Origin of the sequence: Burkholderia sp. LFS061 (assembly GCF_047978125.1) — a bacterium.
GTDB classification, from domain to species: domain Bacteria; phylum Pseudomonadota; class Gammaproteobacteria; order Burkholderiales; family Burkholderiaceae; genus Burkholderia; species Burkholderia pyrrocinia_C.
Window position 1 is genome coordinate 145,785 of sequence record NZ_JBFPFS010000007.1, and the last position, 20,808, is coordinate 166,592.

Consider the following 20,808-nt stretch of genomic DNA (forward strand, 5'->3'; position numbering starts at 1 on the left):
GCGCTTACGCGACGCCGACGCCCAGGTAACGGTCCTTCACCTCGTGATCGGCGGCGAACGCCGCGTTGCTGCCTTCGTAGACGATCACGCCCTGTTCGATCACGAAGTGGCGGTCCGCAAGCCGTGTGCACACTTCGAGGTTCTGTTCGACGAGCAGGATCGCGACGCCGGCCGCCTTGATCCGCTTCAACTGCTCGACGATCTCCTCGACGATCACCGGTGCGAGCCCCTCGACCGGCTCGTCGAGCATCAGCAGCCGCGGGTGGTTCATCAGCGCGCGGCCGATCGCGAGCATCTGCTGCTCGCCGCCCGACAGCTGCGCGCCGCCGTTGCGGCGGCGCTCCTTCAGGCGCGGAAAGATCCGGTAGATATCGTCGAGCTGCCACGGCGAATCGCGGCGCGCGCCGAGCCGCAGGTTTTCCTCGACCGACAGCAGCCGGAAAATCCCGCGATGCTCGGGCACGAAGCACAGGCCGCGCGCGGCGATCCGGTGCGCGGGCTGCCCCGCGATCGGCCGGCCCGCGAACGTCAGCGTGCCGCCGGTCGGCGCGACGACGCCCGCGATCGTCTTGAGCGTCGTCGACTTGCCCGCGCCGTTGCGGCCGAGCAGCGTCACCGTCTCGCCTTCGTTCACGTTCAGCGTCATGCCTTGCAGGACGTGGCTCTTGCCGTAGCACGCATGGACCTCCTTTACGTCGAGCATCATGCGCGGCCTCCCGTGATCATGTTGCCGAGATACGCACTGCGCACGCGCTCGTCGCCGCGAATCGCGTCGGGCTTGCCTTCGACCAGCACGCGGCCCTGCTGCATCACCGTGATCGTGTCCGAGATGTCCATCACGATTCCCATGTTGTGTTCGATCAGCACGACCGTGTAGTCGTCGCGCAGGCCGCGGATCAGCGCCTTCATGTCGTCGAGATCGTCGATCCCCATACCCGACGTCGGCTCGTCGAGAAAGATCGCGCGCGGCCGCGCCGCCAGCGCCATCCCGACCTCGAGCCGGCGCTGCTGGCCGTGCGACAGCACGCCGGCCGCCGTGTCGGCGAAGCGCTGCAGGCCGAGCCGCTCGAGCACGTCGTCGACGATGCCGTCGTGCGCGAGCGCACCGCGCGGCGGCGTCCACGGATTCAGCGCGCGCCGCGATTCGACGCCCTGTGCGGCAACCCGCAGGTTCTCGCGCACGCTCAGGTTCGGAAACAGGCTCGTCACCTGGAACGAGCGTGCGATGCCGCGCCGCACGCGCTTGTGATCGGGTTCGCGCGACACGTCGTGACCGTCGAACAGGATCGAGCCCGACGTGATCGGCAGCGTGCCCGTCAGCGTATGGAACAGCGTCGTCTTGCCCGCGCCGTTCGGGCCGATCACCGAATGCACGGTGCGCGGCATGATCCGCAGATCGACGCCGCCCAGCGCCGTGAACTTGCCGTAGCGCTTGACGACGCCGCGCGCCTCGAGAATCGCTTCGCTCATTGCTGCTCCCTCGCATCGGTCGCCGTGCCATCGGTGCGCCGCAGCTTCGCCGCGACGCGTTCGCCCAGCCCCCACAACCCGCGCTGCATGAACAGGCTGACCGCGATCAGCACGAGGCCGAGCAGCAGCAGCCAGCGCGGCCACAGCGTCGACAGCCAGTCCGCGAACAGCACGTAGAACGCCGCGCCGAGCACCGACGCGAACAGGTTGCCGGTGCCGCCGATCACCGTCATCACGAGGATCATCTCGCTCGTGTGATAGTCGATGTTCGACAGCGGCGCGATGCCCGTCATCAACGCGTGCAGCGCACCCGCGAGGCCCGTGACCGCACCCGAGATCACGAACGCCGCGAGCTTGAAGCGCTTCACGTCGTAACCGGCCGCCGCCGCGCGCGCCTCGTTGTCGCGGATCGCGAGCAGCGTACGGCCGAACACCGAGCGCGACACGCGCAGCAGCAGCCAGAACACCGCGACGAACAGCACTGCGACGAAGCCGTAGTAGCGCCACGGCGAATCGAGCGAAACGAGCGGATGCCCGAACGCGGCGAGCGCGGGGCGCGGGATGTCGAGCAGCCCGTTGTCGCCGCCCGTGACGTCCGGCGTCGTATAGGCGAGAAAGTAGAACAGCTGCCCGAACGCGAGCGTCAGCATCACGAAATAGGTGCCGCGCTGCCGGATCGAGAACCAGCCGACGAGCGCTGCCGCGACGGCGCCGAGCGCGGCGGCAGAGAGCAGCGCGACGCTCACCGACGCGACGCCGCGCGTCAGCACGAGCCCCGCCGCGTAGCTGCCGAGCCCGAAGAAGATGCCCTGCCCGAACGACAACAGCCCCGTGTAGCCGAGCAGCAGGTTGCAGCCGAGCGCGGCGAGCGCGAACACCAGCACTTCGGTCGCGAGCGATCCCGAGCTCAACACGAGCGGCAGCACGCAGGCCACGGCCACCGCGAGCCAGCCTTCCGGGCGTTGCAACGCGGCGCGCCATGCCGGCGCGCGCTGCGAGGCCGCCGCCCCCGGCGGCAGCGGTTTCGACGATTCGATCATGCGGCCCTCCCCAGCAACCCGTTCGGACGCAACAGCAACACGGCCGCCATCGCGACGTAGATCATCAATCGCGCGCCTTCCGGCCACAGCGTGCTCATCAGGCTCTGCACGATGCCGACCAGCAACCCGCCGACGAGCGCGCCGAGAAAATTCCCCATCCCGCCGACGACGACCACGACGAACGCGACGCCGAGCGCCTCAATGCCCATGAACGGATCGACACCGCGGATCGGCGCGGCGAGCACGCCCGCGAGTGCCGCCGTCGCCGCGCCGAGCGCGAACACGAGGCTGAACACGCGCGTCACGTTGATGCCGAGCAGCGAGACCATCTCCGTCGATTCGCTGCCCGCGCGCACCGTGCTGCCGAGCCGCGTGCCTTCGAGCACCCACCACAGCAAGGCGGCGAGCACGGCCGTGAACGCGATCACGAACAGCCGGTATTTCGGGTAGACGAAGCCGCCCCAGATCACGACGCCGTTCAGCGCGTCGGGCGGCGGCACGTTGTCGCCGAGCAGGCCCCATGCGAGGATCGCGCACTCCTGCAGCACGAGCGCGAGCCCGACCGTCGCCAGGATGTGGAATTCATGCTGCTGCGCATACACATGACGCAGCACGAGCTTTTCGACGCCCCATGCGAACGCGCCGACGACGAGCGGCACGACCGCGAGCGCGACCCAGAAATTCGCCGACCATTGCAGCGCCTGGTAGCAGAGATATGCACCGAGCAGGTAGAACGCGCCGTGAGCGAAATTCACGAAGCGCAGCAGGCCGAATACGATCGACAGGCCGACGGCGAGCAGGAAATAAAGCATGCCCACGCCGATGCCGTTGACGATCTGCAGCAGATAGACGTTCATGGCTTCCGTGTCGGAAAGGAAGGTAACGGACGTCCGCGGCGCACGATGGCCGCGGACGCATGCACGGCGTCACGCGAGCTTGCAGCCCGTCTTGTCGACCGGCAGGAACGACTGGCCCGAGCTGACGATGTCGGCATAGTCGTCCGCGCTCTTCATCCGGCCCTTCGGCTTGCCCTTCAGCAGGTAGTAGTTCTTCAGCACCTGGTGGTCGGCCTTGCGGATTTCCTCCGGGCCCGTGAGGCCGTCGTACTTCATGCCCTCCATCGCCGCGACGACCTTCTTCGGATCGGCGCTGCCGGCCTTCACCATCGCGTCGATCAGGATCTTCGAGCAGATGTACGAACCCGCGAGGCTGTAGTTCGGGTTCGCCTTGAACACGGCGTTCGTGCGCTTCACCAGGTCGCGGTTCAGCGGCGAATCGATGCCGTGCCAGTACTGCGCGCCGAAATACACGCCGTCGCAGATGTCGGGCCCGAGCGCCTCGAACTGCTCGAGGCCCGATGCCCATGCGAGCAGGATCGTGCAATTGCGCTTCATCCCGAAGCTGACGGCCTGGCGCAGCGTGTCCGACGACTGCGAGCCGAAGTTCAGGATCAGCAGCACGTCCGGCTGCGCGGCCGCCGCGTTCGTCAGGTAGCCGCTGAACTCCTTCTCGGCGAGCGAGTGGTAGCTGTTGCCGACATGCTCGATGCCCTTCTCCTTGAAGATCGCTTTCGCGGCCGACAGCAGGCCGTCGCCGAACACGTATTGCGGCGTGATCGTGTACCAGCGCTTCGCCTTCGGCAGCATCTGGATCAACGGGCGCACCGTCTGCTCGATCGCGCCGAAGGTCGGCACCGACCAGCGGAACGTCGCGGCATTGCAATCCTTGCCGGTGATTTCGTCCGCGCCGGCCGTGGTGATGAACACGCCGTCCGCCTTCTGGACTTCCTTGCCCATCGCCAGCGATTCGGACGACAGGATGCCGCCCGCGAAGAAGCGCACGCCCTTCTGCTGCGCGATCTCCTGCACGCGCCGCACGGCGGTCGCGGGCTTGCCCTCGGTGTCGAGCGCCGTATAGGCAAGCGGCGCGCCGAGCACCTTGCCGTATTGCTTGACGGCGAGCTGCATGCCGAGATCGGCGTACTTGCCGTTGGCGGCGAACGGCCCCGACATCGGCACCGGGCACGCAAGCTGGATGGTCGCCCCCTGCGCGAACGCGGCACGGGACGACATGCTGCCGAGCGCACCCGGCACGGCCGACAGTGCGGCCAGTTTCAACAGTTCTCGGCGATTCAAGTTGACGCTCCTGATAAAGGGGACACACGCGATGCGACCGACTGCCAAACCGTGCCCACGCCCTGCAGGATGCGCGCCGCCGGTTGATCCTATTTATCATGATAAATAGAATGAACCTGATGCTAGAGTTGATCAAAATTGGTGTCAATCAGGCAAAATTCCGTACGCTGCGCCGGAACGGATCGTCGACGATGACGCGGCGCGCAGTCAGACAAAGGAGTCGTGAAGATGGTCATGGACCGAGCCAGGGCGGGCCTCGCGGTCGAAATCAAGCAGCCGAAGCGGGCCGACCTCGTCGCCGAGGAGATCAAGCGGCTGATCACCGAGAAGGACCTGAAGCCGGGCGACCGCCTGCCGCGCGAAGCCGAGCTGCAGCAGCTCTATGCAGTGAGCAAGAGCACGATCCGCGAGGCGCTGAAGTCGCTCGAGGTGCAGGGGCTCATCAAGGTCACGACGGGGCCGTCGGGCGGCGGGATGGTCGTCGAGGTGCCGCTCGATCGCACGCTGCAGCTCCTGCAGAACTACCTGTTCTTCAAGGACGTGACGATCGACGACATCTATACGGTGCGCCAGTTGCTCGAACCCGAGCTGGCGGCGGGCGCCGTGCCGCACCTGAGCGAGCGCGACTTCGCGGCGCTGGAGTCGAACATCGCGTGTTGCGACGGCGCGTCGGGCGTGCACGACCGCGGCCACATGCTGCGCCAGCGACAGGAGGACACGACGTTCCACGACATCCTCGCGGCCGCGAACCCGAACCCGTTCCTGCGATTCAGCTGCGAGCTGATCAACGAGATGATCCGGCAGTTGATCGAGTTCCGGAACGACACGCCGCTCGTCGAACACAAGCGCTTCGGCGAAGCGAACGTGTCGATCCACAAGGCGATCCTGCAGGCCGCACGCGAGCGCGATGCCGAGCGCGTCCGTGCGCTGATGGTCGAGCACATGACCGAGGCGCCCAAGCATGTGAAGCGGATGAAAGGCAAGCTGCGCGGGCGTCTGATCCTCGACTCCGAGATCCGCAGGCGGGCCGCCGCTCACGTAACGGGATCCGATGCGGCCGCAACGGATCCCGAAGAGGGCTGATCGTCGGCAAACGCAGTCTTTATCGCGCGCCGCCTTCCGTGTACCCCGTCGTGCCCTTCGTCTCCAGATACTCGACGAGGCCGAACTCCGCATACTCGCGCCCGTTGCCCGAGCGCTTGTAGCCGCCGAACGGCGCGGCCGGGTTCCACGCCGGATAGTTGATGTGGACGTTGCCGACACGCAGCCGTGCGGCGATCCGGCGCGCGCGTTCGAGATCCTTCGACTGCACGTAGGCCGCGAGCCCGTACACCGAATCGTTCGCGAGCGCGACCGCCTCATCCTCGGTCCGGTAGGTCATGATCGACAGCACCGGCCCGAAGATTTCCTCGGTCGCGATCGTCATGCCCGGCGTGACGTTCGAGAACACCGTCGGCCGCACGTAGAAGCCGTCGCCGAGCCCGTCCGGCCGCCCCGGGCCGCCTGCGACGAGCGTCGCGCCCTCCTCGATCCCGAGCCGGATGAAATGCTGGATGCGGTCGAACTGCGTGCGGCTGACCACCGGCCCGATGCCCGTCTCCTGCGAACGCGGATCGCCGACGACGGTGCGTTCCGCCTCGCGGCGCGCGGCCTGCTCGGCCAGCGCCAGATGATCGGCATGCACGAGCATGCGCGTCGGCGCGTTGCACGACTGGCCGCTATTGCTGAAGCAGCTGCGCACGCCGCGTGTGACCGCATCGTCGATATCGGCGTCGGGCAGGATCAGGTTCGGGCTCTTGCTGCCGAGCTCCTGGTGCACGCGCTTCACGGTATCGGCGGCGGCCTTCGCGACCTCGACGCCCGCGCGCGTCGAACCCGTGAACGACACCATGTCGACATCCGGGTGCCGCGACAGCGCATCGCCCGCTTCATGCCCGTAGCCGTGCACAAGGTTGAACACGCCGGGCGGCACGCCGGCTTCGTGCAAAATTTCGGCAAACAGGATCGCGCTGAACGGTGCGATCTCGCTCGGCTTGAGCACCATCGTGCAACCGGCCGCGAGCGCCGGCGCGACCTTGCACACGATCTGGTTGATCGGCCAGTTCCACGGCGTGATCAGCGCACACACGCCGATCGGCTCGTGCGACACCAGCAGCGAATCGGTCTGCGTGCTGAAGCGGAACGACTGCAGCGCGCGGATCGTCTGTTCGAGGTGCGCGGTGCCGACCGCGGCCTGCATCGCGCGCGCGAACGCGATCGGCGCGCCCATCTCCTGGCTGATCGTTTGCGCGACCTCTTCGTAGCGGCGCCGATAGATGTCGAGCACGCGCCGCAGCAGCGCGATGCGCTCGGCCACGGACCAGCGCGAGTATGTTTCGAAGGCCTGCTTCGCCGCGCCGACCGCGCGGTCGACGTCGGCCGCGCCGCCGATCCTGAGCTGCGCATACGGTCGCGCGGTGGCCGGGTCGACCACGTCGATCGACCGTGCATCGGCCGGGTCGAGCCACTGGCCATCGATATAGGACTGTTGTGACGTTCGCATCGAATGCTCCTGTTGTGAGGATCCCGGCTCAGCGCATCGCACGCGTATAGGTGTCGACGAGGATGTCTCGAATCTGCGCGACGAACCACACGATCTCGTCGCGCGACATCACGAGCGGCGGCGAGAACTGCACGATCGGCGTGCCTTCGTGATCGACGCCCGCGCGGCACAGCAGCCCCGCGTCGAAGATCGCGGGCGCAAGCAGCGTCGACACGAACGCCTGCGCGCCGATGCCGGCCGACCAGCGGCGCGCGGCCTTGTCGGTCACGAGTTCGAGCGAGTAGTGGTAACCGTCGCCGCGCACGTCGCCGACGCACGGCAGTTCGAGCAGGCCGTCGAGCGTCCGGCGGAACATCGCTTCGTTGTCGCGGACGTTCGCGAGCACGCCTTCGCGCTCCATGATCGCGAGGTTCGCGAGCGCGGCCGTGCATGCGACCGGATGGCCGCCGTATGTCGCGCCGTGCAGGAACATCTGCTGCGGCCCGTCGAGCACCGTATCGACGACCGCGTCGCTCGCGATCACGCCGCCGAGCGGCACGTAGCCCGACGCGATGCCTTTCGCGAACGTGATGACGTCCGGCTTCAGCTCGTAGCGCGCCGACCCGAAATATTCGCCGAGCCGGCCGAACCCGCAGATCACTTCATCCGCGACGAGCAGAACGCCGTGCCGGTCGCAGATGTCGCGCAGCCCGGCCGTGTAGCCGGCCGGCGGCGTCAGGCTGCCGCCCGCGTTCTGCAGCGGCTCGACGACGATCGCGGCGACCGTGTCCGGCCCTTCCTGCACGATCAGCGATTCGATCTCGTCGAGCAGGTGGCGCGTGAACTGCGCTTCCGTCTCGCCCGCCGGGCGGCCGTAGCGCTTCGTGTTGCCCACATGCCGCACGCCGGACATCAGCGGCTCGAAATGCTTGCGGAAGTTCGTCATTCCGTTCAGTGCCAGTGCGCCGAACGACGTGCCGTGATACGCGACGCGCCGCGCGATGAACTTGCGCCGCTGCGGCTCGCCGCGCGACTGGTGATACTGGCGCACCAGCTTGATCGCCGATTCGTTCGACTCCGAGCCGCTCGACGTGAAGAACACGCGGTTCAGGCCGTCCGGCGCGAGCGCCGCGAGCTTGTGCGCGAGCCGGATCGCCGGCTCGTGGCCATAGCCCCAGTTGGTTGCGAACGGCAGCCGCACCATCTGCTCGCGGATCGCGTCGCCGATCTCCGCGCCGTGGCTGTAGCCGACCTGCACGCAGTACAGTCCGGCCAGCGCATCGAAGTAGCGCTTGCCGTTGCGGTCGACGAGCCAGCAGCCTTCGCCGCGGTCGAACACGGTCAGCGCGTGGTCGCGATACACATCGGCATGCGTGAAGTGCATCAGCAGGTGGCGCTTGCCGAGCGCCTGCAGGTCCGCATCGGGATTGACGTCAACGGCGTTCATGGGTCACTCCTCCTTCAGGGTTTCAAAACCGGCAGTGCGCGACCGGTCGTTCAATTCATCGACAGCGTCGGCGCCGGGCGCGTGAAGCCGCGCGTCAGCCACACGAGCTGGCAGAGCCCGAGCGCGAGCCAGCCGATGCCGACGTAGAACGTCTGGCGCGACAGCCCCGACCAGAGCCACACGTTCATCGCGAAGCCGATCGCCGGCATCGCGCCGAACGTGATCCAGCCCGCGGCATGGTGGTGCTCGGGCCGGCACAGATAGCTGCGCATCACGCACAGGTTCACGATCGCGAATGCGACGAGCGCGCCGAAGCTGATCATCGTCGACGCGAGATCGAGCGTGACGAACAGCGCGGACAGCGACACGACGCCGACCACGAGCGTCGCGCGCACCGGCGTGTGCAGCCGCGCATGCAGGTGGCCGAACACGCGCTCGGGCAGCACCCGGTCGCGGCCCATCGCGAACAGCACGCGCGTCACGCTCGCCTGGCCGGCCATCGCGCTTGCGAAGCAGCCGGCCACATACACCGCGACGAACAGCGCCGACAGCGTGCCGCCGCCGATGCGCCGCATCAGTTCGAGGCTAGCCGAATCGAGATCCCTGAACGCGTGCCAGTCGGGAAACACCACTTGTCCGATGTACGCGATCAGCATGAACAGCAGGCCGCTCGCCAGCGTGCAGAGCAGGATCGCACGCGGGACCGTGCGCCGCGGCTCGCGCGTTTCCTCGGACAGCGTGGTGACCGCATCGAAGCCGAGGAACGACAGGCACAGGATCGCGGCCCCGGCGAAGATCGCGCGCGCATCGCCCGACGACGGCAACGCGATGGCCATCGACAATCCTTCGCCGCTCGCGACCCGCGCCGATGCCACGACGAAGATCGCGATGAACACGAGCTGGCTCGCGATCAGGATCAGGTTCACGCGATTGACGAGCCGGATGCCGATGATGTTCAACCCGGTGACCAGCGCAATGCTCGCGACGATCCACACGCTGGCCGGCACGGCCGGGAATAGCTGCTTCATGTAGATGCCGATCGCGAGGTAGCTGATCATCGGGATGAACAGGTAGTCCATCAGCAGCGCCCAGCCGACCATGAAGCCGGCCGACGTACCGAAATTGCGGCTCGAGAACGTATAGGCCGACCCGGCGCTCGGCATCAGCCGCGCCATGTGGCCGTAGCTGCGCGCGGTGAACAGCATCGCGATCAGCGTGACCGCATACGCGGCCGTCAGATGCCCGTTCGTCTCGCTCGTGACGATTCCGTAGGTCGTGAACACCGTCATCGGCAGCATGTACGCGAGGCCGAAGATCACCAGCGTGAACAGTCCGAGCGGATGCGCGTTGCGTCGTCCGTTTGCGTCGCATCGATGCGCGCGCGGCCCGGAGTCATTCGTCGAAGCGACCGATGCGGACCGACCTGGCCTGTCGTTGTTCATGCTGTCCTCACGTGGATTGCGTTCATGACGTCAACACTCGTTTCGTCGGCAACGCGTGCATTGCACGATTCGGAAACGAGTGTGGTGCGTCAAAAAATCGACGACGAATGAGAAAAGCGGACGTAATCGAGGGATATTTGCGGACACATCGCCGCGCGTCGTGCCGGCCAGTCATGAATGGTGCTGTGCCGCACTGGCGTTTTGCGGACATTCCGGCTATGTTCTACGCGATCCCGTCGCCGCATCCGCACCATGGACAGCCGCTCCCATCGAAACCAGAGCAGGGCCGAGCGCAGCCTGCGTTCGTCGCTCGGCCTCGCGCGTCCGGCCGGACGCCAGGAAGACATTCCCGCCACCGTCCACGCGATCGCGGTCGCGCTGGACGAGTGCCGCGTGCGGCGCATCGACGGCGCCGCGCTGCTCGAAGGCACCGGGCTCGGCGCGGACGAAGTCGCGTCGCCGAACCTGCACGTGAATCGCGGCCAGGAGCAGCGCTGTTTCCGCAACCTGCTGCGCTGCAGCGGCGTGCCGTCGATCGGGCTGTCGATCGGCGCGCGGCTGCACGTGTCGACGCTCGGCCTCGCCGGCTATGCGATGCTGATCAGCGGCTCCGTGATGCAGGCGTTCCGGTGCATGAGCCAGTTTCCGCTGTTCATGGGGCTGTATTTCGATGTGCGTATCGATGCGCATGCGGAAGGCATGAGCGTGACGATCGGCCGCTACAACGGCGAGCCCGATCTCGAGGTGTTTCAGGTCGACATGTGCCTGTCCAGCCTGCGCCTGATCGTGTCCGACCTCGTCGGCAAGCCGGTCTGGCCCGAGCAGCTGCAGCTTGCGCGCCGCACGCCGCGCAACGCGGCCGACTACACGCGCCACTTCGGCTGCAAGGTCGCGTTCAATGCGGGCGACAACCGTCTCGTGTTCACGTCCGTGAACGGCACGGAAACGCCGCGCCTCGCGAACGAAGTCAGCTTCAACGCACTGCACTATCAGTGCGAAGCACTCGAACGTCAGTGGGCCGCGTCGGTCGGCACGCGCTTCGCCGATCGCGCGAAGGAGCTGATGGCGCGCGACCTGCCGCGCTTCAAGTCGATGACGTCGCTCGCGGATGCGCTGCATCTGACGGAGCGCACGCTGCGGAGGCGGCTCGACAAGGACGGCATCACGTTTCAGTCGCTGCTCGACGAAGTGCGTCACGACGAAGCGGCGCGGATGCTCGACGACCACACGCTGACGGTCGCGGCGATCGCGGAACGTCTCGGCTACAGCGAGCCGCGCAGCTTCCGTCATGCGTACCGGCGCTGGACCGGCAAGGCGCCGCGCGCCGAGCCGGACGTCGACGCGTGAGCAGCACCGGTTACGGCTTCATTGCCGACATCGGGATTCTTTGCACACGTCATCCATGACCAGCGCCTGAATGGAGACGTGCTCGACAAGTCGGTCAATCGACAACCGGGTAACGCGTATAGATCGCGCATCGAAAAATCCGCAACCCGGAATGAAAATCGCAATGAATCGACTCGCGTAGAATGCCCGCAACAATCAATCCGAACGCGGCCACGCTCCGATTCCGCTCGCATCGACGCAATGCGAAAGAGACCCGCGGCATCCACTGACGCCGCCGCGTAATCGGGCGAGCGCAACCGCGACGATCGTCGACCGACGAAGCCTCCATGAGCAAACCGATCCTGTACCTCCTCGCCGGCAACGGCAGCGCTGCCGACTGGTGGGACGATGCGCTGCCCCACTTCCACCGCTACCAACCCGTGCCGCTGGAACTGCCGGGCTTCGGCGACAATCCCGCGCCGCCGTGCGAAGACCTCGCCGCCTACGCGCAAGCGCTGCTGGACGCAACCGAACCGGGCCACGCGATCATGGCGGTCGGCGTGAATGCACTGCTGGTGCTGCACGCGTTGCAGCGGCGCCCCGGCCACTTCAGCCGCAGCGTGCTGCTCGCGCCCGTCGGTGCGTTCCTGTGGGAACGGCGTTTGCCGAAACTGATGGCGCCGAAGCCGCTGCGCAAAGCGATCCACTGGCTGCTCTCGCGCTACCCGACGCTGTTCGCACGCAAGTTCTCGAACCAGACCTGGACACACGCGCAGTACCGCCGCATGGGCGCCGGTTATGCGCGCTGCCGTGCGTTCCTGCCGCATTGGGATCTCGTGCGCGCCGATACCGCGCTGCCGCTGCTCGAGTGGATCACCGATCGCATCGAACTCGTGTGGGGCGACCAGGACAACGTGCTCGGCGTGCGCCAGGCCGCCGCGTGGTCGGCGATCCTCGCGCGCGCCGACCTCACCGTCACGCTGCAGGCCGGCTGGGGACACTATCCGTGGATCGATGCGCCGGCAACCTTCGCGCGGTGGCTCGAAGCAGGCGACACGGGTTTCGTCGCGCACACGAAAGGCGGACGCCTGGCGCTGGCCACGATGGCCGGTCTGCCCGTACCGCCCGCGCTGTCGCTCACCCGAGCCGACGACCCGCGCCTGCCCGGCTTTCTCGCGAGCCAGCCCGATGCCGAGTGGGCAGTCCGGTCGTCGAGTCATGGCGAAGACCAGGCCGATGCGGCCAATGCCGGCCTGCACACGACGTTCCTGCGCGTGCCGGCGTCGCAGGCGGCCGCGCGCGTGGCCGAGTTGCTCGACGGCGGACTCGAGGAAGCGGTCGTGCAGCGCTTCGTCGCGCCCGTACTGTCGGGCATCGCGTTCGTGCGACATCTCGCGGTCGAAGTCGAATGGGTGCAGGACCACCTCGAAACGCTCGCCGACGGGCAGGCGAGCCCGCAGCGCGCGATCCTGTCGCGGCTCGGCGAGCCCTGGCAGAGCGGCACGTTCCCGACCGCGCACGGCTTGAACGCGACGCAACTGTGGACCTTCCTGCAACGCGTGCTGCGCGCGTTCCATTACGTGCCGGGCGATGTCGAATGGGCATGGGACGGCACGCGGCTGTGGCTGCTGCAGTACCGGCCGATCAGCAGCTACGGCTGGCACCGGCACCTGACCTCGGCCAACATCGCCGAGATCCTGCCGCCGCAGCCGAGCCGGCTGGTCGAGTATGCGCAACGTCGCGCGGCCGGCAGCATCCCGGCCATCATGGCGCGCTGGGATGCACGCGTGCTGCGGGACAACGAACCGTTCACCGCGCTCCATGGCGGCGCGTCGTACATCAACAACGACCTGTTCCTGGCGCGCCTGGCCGACTGGGGCGTATCGGCCGGCAACTACAGCGGCGAGATCGGCGGCGCGACGCCGCCGCTGCGCTGGCGACCGCTGCGCCTGCTGCGATCGCTGCCGGTGTTCTGGCGCATGCTGCGCGTCGCGCGCACGCACCTGCCGACGCTCGAGCACGGCTTGCGGCGCTTCGACCGGGAACTCGCGACGCTCGTCGAGCAGCGCGCCGACGGCCGGCAACTGGCCGACTGGTTCACGCGCTTCTACGTGTTCGTGGTGCAGGGCAACCTGTGCATCGCGGCATCGCTCGCCAGCAGCGGCGGCGCACTATGGGGGCGCCCGCCGACCGTGTACGGCCAGCTCGACGACAGCCCGCACCGGCTGCCGTGGGAAACCGATCCGGGCACCGCGCGGCCGGCGGCCACGGACCTGCCGCTGCAGGCGTTTCCCGACTGGCCGCTGCCGGTTCGCGTGCTCCATACGCTCGGCGCGCCGGGCATGCGCGGCTGGTATCTGCAAGTGCGCGAGTGGTATCGCGACAACCTGATGCGCGTGTTCTTCCGCCTGCATCATGCGATGCCGGCCGCCGATCGCGACGCGTGGTTCGCGCCTCATCCCGAGCGCCGCGAACGCAACGGCAGCTTCTGGCAGGACGGCAGCGAAGGCGCCGATGAGGCGACCGGCTTCATGATCTATCCCGGCCACACGCAGGGCGTGCTCGGCCGCGACATCCTGCTGGAAGACACGCTCGACCCGGGCCGGCACGCGCAGTACCAGGCCGCGCGCGCCGTGATCGCGCGCATGGGTGGCCGGCTGTCGCACGGCGCGACGCTGCTGCGCGAGCTGCGCAAGCCGTCGGCCGTGCTGCCGCGCGTCGACGCGGCATGGGTCGGGCGCGAAGTGCGGCTCAGCGACGGCCGGCTGACGCTGGTCGAATAAGCGCCGCGCGCCGCCTGCCGGCGTGTCGAAGGGGCCGGCGCCGGATGCACTGGAACAGGCGATTGCGGGGATGGACGCGCTGTCGCGGAACGGGCTGCGCCATCCGTTTGCGCAGTACGGCATCCAGCAGGACGTGCGCGCGGGAATGGAAGTCAGCGATCCGAAGACGACGTGACCCGTCACGGCCGACGGGGCCGGAATCGGCACTCAGCGCTGCGGCGTGCGGACTTTCCCGTCGACCTTCAATATGCGCCTGTCGTGCGCGGCCTCGTATTCGACCGTCTGCGCGGGTGTGACGGCGCCGTACGACCGGCCGTTCACATAGACGGTGCCGTCCCGCAGTTCGACCCGGTCGCCGTCGACCGTCGCGGTCGCCCGTTCGCCCTGCAGCACCGCGCCCGAGCAACCGGCGGTCGAAAAGCTGCGGACCGACGTGCCCGACATCGGGGCGTTCCCGTCCTGATCCGCCGCATGCGCCGCGCTGCAGGGTGGCGCATCCATGCTGCCGGCAGCGTGGAGCGGTCCGGCGCCGATGCAGGATCCGGCAAGCAACGCAATCGTCATCGGCAACAGCTTGTTCATGGTGGTCTCCGTGGTCGGTGGACCTGGATCGACGACGATGCATCATGTCCGGATGATGGCCCGCGATCGCGCAACCGGATCGACGATCGGTCGGCACTCCTGCCCGCAGGTCGACTCGATACACCCAGTATGCGTCCACGTCACCGCACTGCGCCACCCGCGCCGCGACCATTCACCGCCAAAAACTGCCGACTCGTTCTGGCCCCTTGATCGACTTCAACGCCGCTCACCCGACGGCGACCAAAGGGGGCCGCCGCTTCGCCGAAAATCCGCCTTGATCAAGTTGCGATCCGCAACTATTATCGATTGCGACACGCAACCTTTTCGGGCAGACCATGGATCTCATCGACGCTCCCGCCAAGCCTCGCGAAGCGACCATCCTCGAGCTTCGCGACTTCTCCCGCAAACTGGTTCGCGAGCTCGGCTTCATGCGCGCCACGCTGGCCGACAGCGACTGGGCGCCTTCGGCCGTCCACGCGATCCTCGAGATCGGGATGGCGCCCGGCATCAACGCCCGGGATCTCGGCAACATCCTGCGCCTGGACAAATCGAACACGAGCCGGCAACTCGCGCGGCTCGAAGCCGCCGGGATCGTGGAGCGCCGCGTGTCGAGCGAGGATGCGCGCGCGACCGAGCTGACCCTCACCGCCGAAGGGAAAAAGCTCCGGAAACGAATCGACCAGTTCGCGACGGATCAGGTGTCGAATGCGCTGCGCCGCATGATTCCGGCCGACCAGCAGGCGCTGCTGCGTTCGCTCGCGCTGTATGCCGATGCGCTCGCGCAGGATAACGCCGCCAAGTCGCCCGCCGCGGCACCCGACGCACCGCAGATCCGCGAAGGCTACCAGCCGGGCTGCATCGGCGATATCGCGAGCCTGCACGCGCGCTTCTATTCGGAGCACTGGGGATTCGGCGCCTTTTTCGAAAAACGCGTGGCGACCGAGCTTGCCGAGTTCGCGGGCGCGCTGCCGGCCGACGGCAAGGCGCTCTGGCTCTGCCAGGAGGACGGGCGGACGCTCGCGTCGCTCGCGATCGACGGCAACCCGGCGACCGGCGTCGCGCATCTGCGATGGTTCATCGTGAACGACGCGTTGCGCGGATCGGGCATCGGGCGCCAGCTGATGACGCAAGCCATGCGCTTCGTCGACGAGCAGCGCTTTCGCGAAACCTGCCTGTGGACGTTCAAGGGCCTCGATTCCGCGCGCCATCTGTACGAGTCGTTCGGCTTTACGCTGACCGGCGAGTCCGCGGGCACGCAATGGGGAACCGAGGTGGTCGAGCAACGTTTCAGCCGGCCGGGACCGTCCGGCTGCTGAGGTTCAACCGGGATCGACAGCCTGTCGATCGACGGCGTCGTCCGGCGCACCAACATTTCGCGGCGCACACTGTCCCGGTATCTCGGCCGACACGTTCGCGCCCGATTCATCGCCGCGCGGCGGCGCAGGTCGCAAGCGGTCGAAGCCGAACGCGTGAACTATCGCAGCGCCTGCGCCACCTGCACCTGCTCCGGCGCAAACGCGTCTTCCACGAAGCGGATCACGTCGTCGAGCGACGACGTGCATGCGCCGCCGGCAGCCAGCTCCCGAAACGCGCCATCCGGCCCGAAGCAGACAAGCGGCTTGCCCCAGCGCCGCGCGAGCGAAATCTCCTCGGCCGTGCCGTGCCCGCCCGGCAGCGCGACGATCAGGTCGCTGCTCAGCACGTTCACATAGTTGCGGTTGATCGTCCGCGGATCGGCGCCCGGCTCGCGGCGCGGCAGCGGCGTGAGGATCGGGATGTCGACGAACGGATGCGGATAGCCGGCGAGCGGCACGAAACCCGCGAGCGGATCGGCCTGCGTCGGCAGGATGCCGATCGATCTCCCGGCGCGCCCCGGCACGCCGGCGAACGCGCGCGCGACCGCCAGCATCACGCCCTGCCCGCCGCCCGTCAGCAGGTTGAAGCCGGCCTGCGCGAGCCACGCGCCGAGCGGTTCCGAAAACGCGAGCCACGGTTCCTTGCCCGAGCCCATCACGCCGATCGTTTTATTCCTTGGTTGCATCGTGGTTTCCGGTGATGTCGTTGCGGTGTGTGCGATCGCATCGGGTTCCGACCGCAAGCGGGCCCGCGCCCGCCGCGCTCATTCGAGCTCGACGCCCTTGAGCTCGGGAATCAGGAACAACGTCGCGACCATGTCGAGCACATAAAGGCCGGCGAGCAACGCGATGGCCGTCTGGAACGAGTAGTGCGCGGCCAGTGCGCCGACCGCGACCGGCCCGAAACCGCCGACCGCGCGGCCGATATTCCACAGCACGTTCTGCGCGGTCGCGCGTGCGGCCGTCGGATAGCTTTCGGACATCAGCGTCCCGTAGCCGCCGACCATCCCGTTGACGAACATCCCCATCAGCGCGCCGGCCCACAGCATCGCCGTCGGGTCCGACAGCCGCGCATACGCGATGACCGTCGCGACCGAGCCGAGCTGGTACAGCAGGAACGTCGGCTTGCGCCCGATCCGGTCGGCCAGTTGCCCGAACACCCAGACGCCGATCATCATCCCGACGACGGTTGCCGCCGTCCACAGCCCCGACTTCGTCAGCGAGAAGCCCATCTGCTTCGACAGGAAGGTCGGCAGCCAGATCATGATCCCGTAGTAGCCGAAGTTCTGGACCGAACACAGGATCACGATGCCGAGGCTCGTGCGCGCGGTGCGGCCGTTGGCGACGAGCATGCGAAACCCGTTGGACTTCGGCTGCGCCGCGCGCTGCACGAACGCTTCCGGCTCGTGCAGCTTGTTGCGCATGACCCACGCGAGCAGCGCGGGCAGCACGCCGACCACGAACATGCCGCGCCAGCCGATGTGGAGCAGCAGGAACGGCGTCAGCAGCGCGGCCAGCAGCACGCCGGCCTGCCAGCCGAGCGCGACGTAGCACGACACGCGTGCACGCTTGCTCGCAGGCCACGCTTCGGCCGCGAGCGCCATGCCGATCCCGAACTCGCCGCCCAGCCCGATGCCCGCGATGGCGCGGTAGACGAGCAGATCCGAGAAGCCGCGCGCGAACGCGCACAGGCCGGTAAAGACCGCGAACAGCAGGATCGTCCAGGTCAGCACGCGCACGCGCCCGTAGCGGTCGCTCAGCGCGCCGAACACGATGCCGCCCGCGACCGCGCCGATCAGCGTCCACGTGACCAGCGCGCCGCCCTGCCCGGGCGTCAGTTGCAGCGCCGCCGTGATCGCGGGCAGCATGAAGCCGAGGATCAGCAGGTCGAAGCCGTCCATCGCATAGCCGATCGCCGACCCGGCCAGCGCTTTCCACGCGTAGGGGCCGACCTGCTCCGCGCGCGGGGTCGACGAGCCGTCGAGCGCCGGGGATTTGATGTTTGCTGCCATGGTGTCCTGCCACGAAAGTCCGGCGACATTCTAAGGCCTGTGCCCGCGCATGACGGGCCGGCGAACGTGCCGATGCGTGGCGGTGCGGGCGCGCGTCACCCCCCGCTCCCGTCCGTCATGCGCGCATGGACGGCGACGCTTCAGGATGCGCCGCGCGCCCGCTTTCCGGGACGGAGAGCGGGAATCGGCGGGCAATGAACGGGAAAGCGGCGATCCGGTGTCGGCGGCGAGGCCGGCGATGTCGCGATCAGGCCGGACACCGAACGAAAGACATTGTGCTGGCCGGGTGGTGCCGGCCGGCCCGCGCGCGCGAACCGGACGGCGCCGCGGCGGGCTTCAGCCCTGATCGTCCCCGGGCCACCAGGTCCTGGCCTCGCGGTCGACGACGAGCATGTCGAGATCCTTGCCTTCGAGCCATTTCGGCCGCGGGCCGCGGCCCGACCACGAGCGGCCGGTCGTCGGATCGTAGTACTTGGCAGGCGCCTTGCGTTTTCGCTGGACGATATAGCCGAGCGCGCTCAGCACTTCCTGCTGCGTGATTCCCAAAAGCTCGACCTGTTCCTTGAAGGCCGCGAGCGCGGCCTGCTTCTCCTTCTGCTTTGCGTCCGACAGCTTGATGTTCAGGTCCCGAAGTTGTGCTTCGAGTTCCTGCAGAGCCTGGGTCATGTATTCATCCTCTTTGGGCATGTTTTTGCAAAAAACTCCGATGGCCGAACCTACCACGAAGTTCCGCCGATCGGTGCTGTCACATATGCGAATCGTTTGGCCGAGCCGGCATGGTTTGCGCGACGCGCACGAAACGACGTCGCGCGTCAAAAACAGATCGGGTCGGGCCGGCAGCGCGCGGCACGCCGCGTACCAATGCACGGCGAACGGCTGCGGCAGGTCATGCGCCGCACCTGACACCGGCGCGGCATGGCGCGAATGATAGCAGTGCGCGTCGCCGTGTTGCACGAGTTGCGGGCCCGAGCCTGAACGACGTGCCCGACGTGCCGTTTGCCGGCCGAAGCCGATGCCTGCCAGGACGCCTTACCGGCCAACGCCGTCAGCATCCCACGCGATCCGGTCGAACAGCGCGCGCAGCTTCGCGCCGCGCGCCGCGTTCAGCGCGGCCGCATGCGCTACGCGTCCGGCGAGATGCGCGCGGAAATCCGGATGCGCGTCGCGGTTCTGCGACGCCGGTCCGCTCCGGATGCAGTTGGTCAGGATGGCCTTCAGGAGATCGAACTCATCGCGCGCCAGATTCGGATGACGATTGACGACCACGCCGGCCAGCTGCTGCCGCGTGCCGCGCCGCATCACGCGGGTCTTGCGCAGGTGCAGCGCGAAGCCCTCCTCGAGCGCGATCGCGGCAACCCTGACCTGCAGCCGCTCGACTTCGCGTGCGAGCGCGCCGCCGCCCGAAAACGCGAGATCGTCGGCATAGCGCGTATAGGTCGCATCGAGCGAACGCGCGAGCGCGGCGAGCCGCATGTCGAACCGGAATGCGCCCAGGTTCGCCAGCGCCGGCGACGTCGGCGCGCCCTGCGGCAGGTGCCGGTTGCGGTAGCGCTGCCGGGCAATCCAGTCGAGCCGCTCGCGCAGGTCCGGCGCGAGCAGCCGCGCCGACGGCACGCGGTTGGTGCACAGCCCGGTGAGCGTGCGCGCGACTTCGGCCGGATACCCGAGCGTGACGAACAGCGCATGGACCCGCGCGGCGCGCACCGACACGAAGAAATCCGCGAGATCGAAACGGACGACCACGTCGCGATCCGCGTGCGGCGCCGCAAACGACACGATCCCGTGCCCCTTGCGAAAGCCGTGTACCGCGCCGTGCGGCGCAATGCGATCGAGCAGCCCGTGCAGGATGCGGCGCTGCGCTTCGCGCAGCCGCCCCTTCGGGATCTCGACCACGCGGCACCCGCCGCTGCGCTTGTCGACCGCAACGTACGTGTAGTGATGCAGCGGCGTCGTGCCGCCGCGTGCGTCGACGCGCCAATGGTCGGACAGCCAGTCGAGTTCCGGCTCGCTCACGCCGAGCCAGCCAGCGAGATCGCCGGGCGTCGCCCATTGCGGCACGTCGCAGCCGGCAAGCGGCGCCGGCAACGGCCACTGGACCGGCGGCCGCCGCACGACGCGGATCACGGCCGGGCGGTCGTCGCCGTACCACGCGCGCACGAATCCTGGCGCATCGGCCAGGTCCGCCGCAAGCGCATCGATGTCGGCGTCGGCCCACTTCGGGCCGAAGCGCGCGAGCGCGGCATCCGCGATTTCGTGCGCCCACGGCGGCGCATCGCCGAGCACGGCCGCCATCCGGGCAACGATGCCGCCGCGTTCGGGCGAACCGGCCAGCATCGCTTCGGCAATCACGCGGACGGTATCGAACAGGGACGCGTACATGGCAATGGATGGGCGGGACGATGAGTCAACGTGACCGGTACTGCGAGAGCAGTCGTTGCGCGACGCGCAACCCGCGCTCTTGCGACGCATCGGGGTGTCGATCTGATCCACGGGGTAGCCCCGTAGTCCTGGAACATCGGCTGCCTGTTCCGGGCGTGTGCTTGACCCACCGCCCCGCGTCGGGACTTTATAGGCCGGGAAGGCGGGATGTCAAACCCGGCGGGCAGACCCGCGCCGCCGCTGCGCGCGCGAATTCGACGAAGTCTTCGAGCCATTTCAGTTGCATGGCTTGGCGCCTCGATGCGCCGTGAGGTGC

Annotated in this window: 17 protein-coding genes; 4 read left to right on the plus strand and 13 right to left on the minus strand. The window is 67.9% G+C overall.

The features are described from left to right. Window positions 1–4: 4 nt before the first annotated feature. The 5 genes from ACNQQL_RS08955 to ACNQQL_RS08975 form a co-directional block, all read right to left on the minus strand. Window positions 5–706 (minus strand): ABC transporter ATP-binding protein, encoded by a 702-nt coding sequence (locus ACNQQL_RS08955; RefSeq protein ID WP_072440448.1) that lies wholly within the window; start codon window positions 704–706, stop codon window positions 5–7. Next, window positions 703–1,470, minus strand: a complete 768-nt coding sequence (locus tag ACNQQL_RS08960; RefSeq protein ID WP_072440446.1) for an ABC transporter ATP-binding protein — start codon at window positions 1,468–1,470, stop codon at window positions 703–705. Before ACNQQL_RS08960 ends, ACNQQL_RS08955 begins: the two co-directional genes overlap by 4 nt. Continuing rightward, window positions 1,467–2,510 carry a branched-chain amino acid ABC transporter permease gene (locus ACNQQL_RS08965; protein ID WP_072440445.1) on the minus strand — a complete coding sequence of 348 codons (1,044 nt, stop codon included), beginning with the start codon at window positions 2,508–2,510 and terminating at the stop codon, window positions 1,467–1,469. Before ACNQQL_RS08965 ends, ACNQQL_RS08960 begins: the two co-directional genes overlap by 4 nt. After that, on the minus strand, window positions 2,507–3,367 hold the full coding sequence (locus tag ACNQQL_RS08970) for a branched-chain amino acid ABC transporter permease (RefSeq protein WP_347063889.1): 861 nt from the start codon (window positions 3,365–3,367) through the stop codon (window positions 2,507–2,509). The genes ACNQQL_RS08965 and ACNQQL_RS08970 overlap by 4 nt, the downstream gene beginning before the upstream one ends. Before the next feature lie 69 nt (window positions 3,368–3,436). Beyond that, window positions 3,437–4,645: an ABC transporter substrate-binding protein gene (locus ACNQQL_RS08975; RefSeq protein ID WP_347063890.1), complete on the minus strand. Its 1,209-nt coding sequence runs from the start codon at window positions 4,643–4,645 to the stop codon at window positions 3,437–3,439. 228 nt (window positions 4,646–4,873) lie between these two features. On the opposite strand from ACNQQL_RS08975, the gene ACNQQL_RS08980 reads away from it, so the two are divergent. Continuing rightward, complete coding sequence (locus ACNQQL_RS08980) at window positions 4,874–5,728, plus strand: FadR/GntR family transcriptional regulator (RefSeq protein WP_347063891.1); 855 nt, start codon at window positions 4,874–4,876, stop codon at window positions 5,726–5,728. 19 nt (window positions 5,729–5,747) lie between these two features. Here the strand turns inward: ACNQQL_RS08980 and ACNQQL_RS08985 are convergent, their stop codons facing one another. From ACNQQL_RS08985 to ACNQQL_RS08995, 3 genes are read right to left on the minus strand one after another with little or no spacing between them, the layout of a single operon-like run. Further along, the gene (locus ACNQQL_RS08985) at window positions 5,748–7,187 is read right to left on the minus strand and encodes an aldehyde dehydrogenase family protein (protein ID WP_347063892.1); all 1,440 of its coding nucleotides are present in this window, start codon (window positions 7,185–7,187) and stop codon (window positions 5,748–5,750) included. Window positions 7,188–7,215: 28 nt separating this feature from the next. Beyond that, entirely contained in the window at window positions 7,216–8,613 is a 1,398-nt protein-coding gene (locus tag ACNQQL_RS08990) for an aspartate aminotransferase family protein (protein WP_347063893.1), read from the minus strand. Window positions 8,614–8,663: 50 nt separating this feature from the next. Further along, window positions 8,664–10,055: an APC family permease gene (locus ACNQQL_RS08995; RefSeq protein WP_347063894.1), complete on the minus strand. Its 1,392-nt coding sequence runs from the start codon at window positions 10,053–10,055 to the stop codon at window positions 8,664–8,666. 252 nt (window positions 10,056–10,307) lie between these two features. Here ACNQQL_RS08995 and ACNQQL_RS09000 point away from each other — a divergent pair, with 252 nt between their 5' ends. Together ACNQQL_RS09000 and ACNQQL_RS09005 are read left to right on the plus strand one after the other, a co-directional pair. Next, on the plus strand, window positions 10,308–11,402 hold the full coding sequence (locus tag ACNQQL_RS09000; RefSeq protein ID WP_347063895.1) for an AraC family transcriptional regulator: 1,095 nt from the start codon (window positions 10,308–10,310) through the stop codon (window positions 11,400–11,402). 326 nt (window positions 11,403–11,728) lie between these two features. Then, entirely contained in the window at window positions 11,729–14,164 is a 2,436-nt protein-coding gene (locus tag ACNQQL_RS09005) for a PEP-utilizing enzyme (protein ID WP_347063896.1), read from the plus strand. A 207-nt stretch (window positions 14,165–14,371) separates the two neighbouring features. On the opposite strand, the gene ACNQQL_RS09010 is transcribed toward ACNQQL_RS09005, so the two are convergent. Beyond that, window positions 14,372–14,746: a sugar ABC transporter ATPase gene (locus ACNQQL_RS09010; protein ID WP_347063897.1), complete on the minus strand. Its 375-nt coding sequence runs from the start codon at window positions 14,744–14,746 to the stop codon at window positions 14,372–14,374. Window positions 14,747–15,081: 335 nt separating this feature from the next. Between ACNQQL_RS09010 and ACNQQL_RS09015 the strand changes: the two genes are divergently transcribed. Beyond that, window positions 15,082–16,062 carry a helix-turn-helix domain-containing GNAT family N-acetyltransferase gene (locus ACNQQL_RS09015; RefSeq protein WP_347063898.1) on the plus strand — a complete coding sequence of 327 codons (981 nt, stop codon included), beginning with the start codon at window positions 15,082–15,084 and terminating at the stop codon, window positions 16,060–16,062. Between the two features lie 158 nt (window positions 16,063–16,220). On the opposite strand, the gene ACNQQL_RS09020 is transcribed toward ACNQQL_RS09015, so the two are convergent. The 4 genes from ACNQQL_RS09020 to ACNQQL_RS09035 form a co-directional block, all read right to left on the minus strand. Beyond that, window positions 16,221–16,787, minus strand: a complete 567-nt coding sequence (locus ACNQQL_RS09020; protein WP_347063899.1) for a DNA-binding protein — start codon at window positions 16,785–16,787, stop codon at window positions 16,221–16,223. Window positions 16,788–16,865: 78 nt separating this feature from the next. Further along, window positions 16,866–18,113, minus strand: coding sequence for an MFS transporter (locus ACNQQL_RS09025; protein WP_347063900.1), 1,248 nt, complete (start codon window positions 18,111–18,113; stop codon window positions 16,866–16,868). Between the two features lie 336 nt (window positions 18,114–18,449). Then, complete coding sequence (locus tag ACNQQL_RS09030; RefSeq protein ID WP_347063901.1) at window positions 18,450–18,779, minus strand: H-NS histone family protein; 330 nt, start codon at window positions 18,777–18,779, stop codon at window positions 18,450–18,452. 363 nt (window positions 18,780–19,142) lie between these two features. After that, entirely contained in the window at window positions 19,143–20,492 is a 1,350-nt protein-coding gene (locus tag ACNQQL_RS09035) for a reverse transcriptase family protein (RefSeq protein ID WP_347063902.1), read from the minus strand. Window positions 20,493–20,808: the final 316 nt, after the last annotated feature.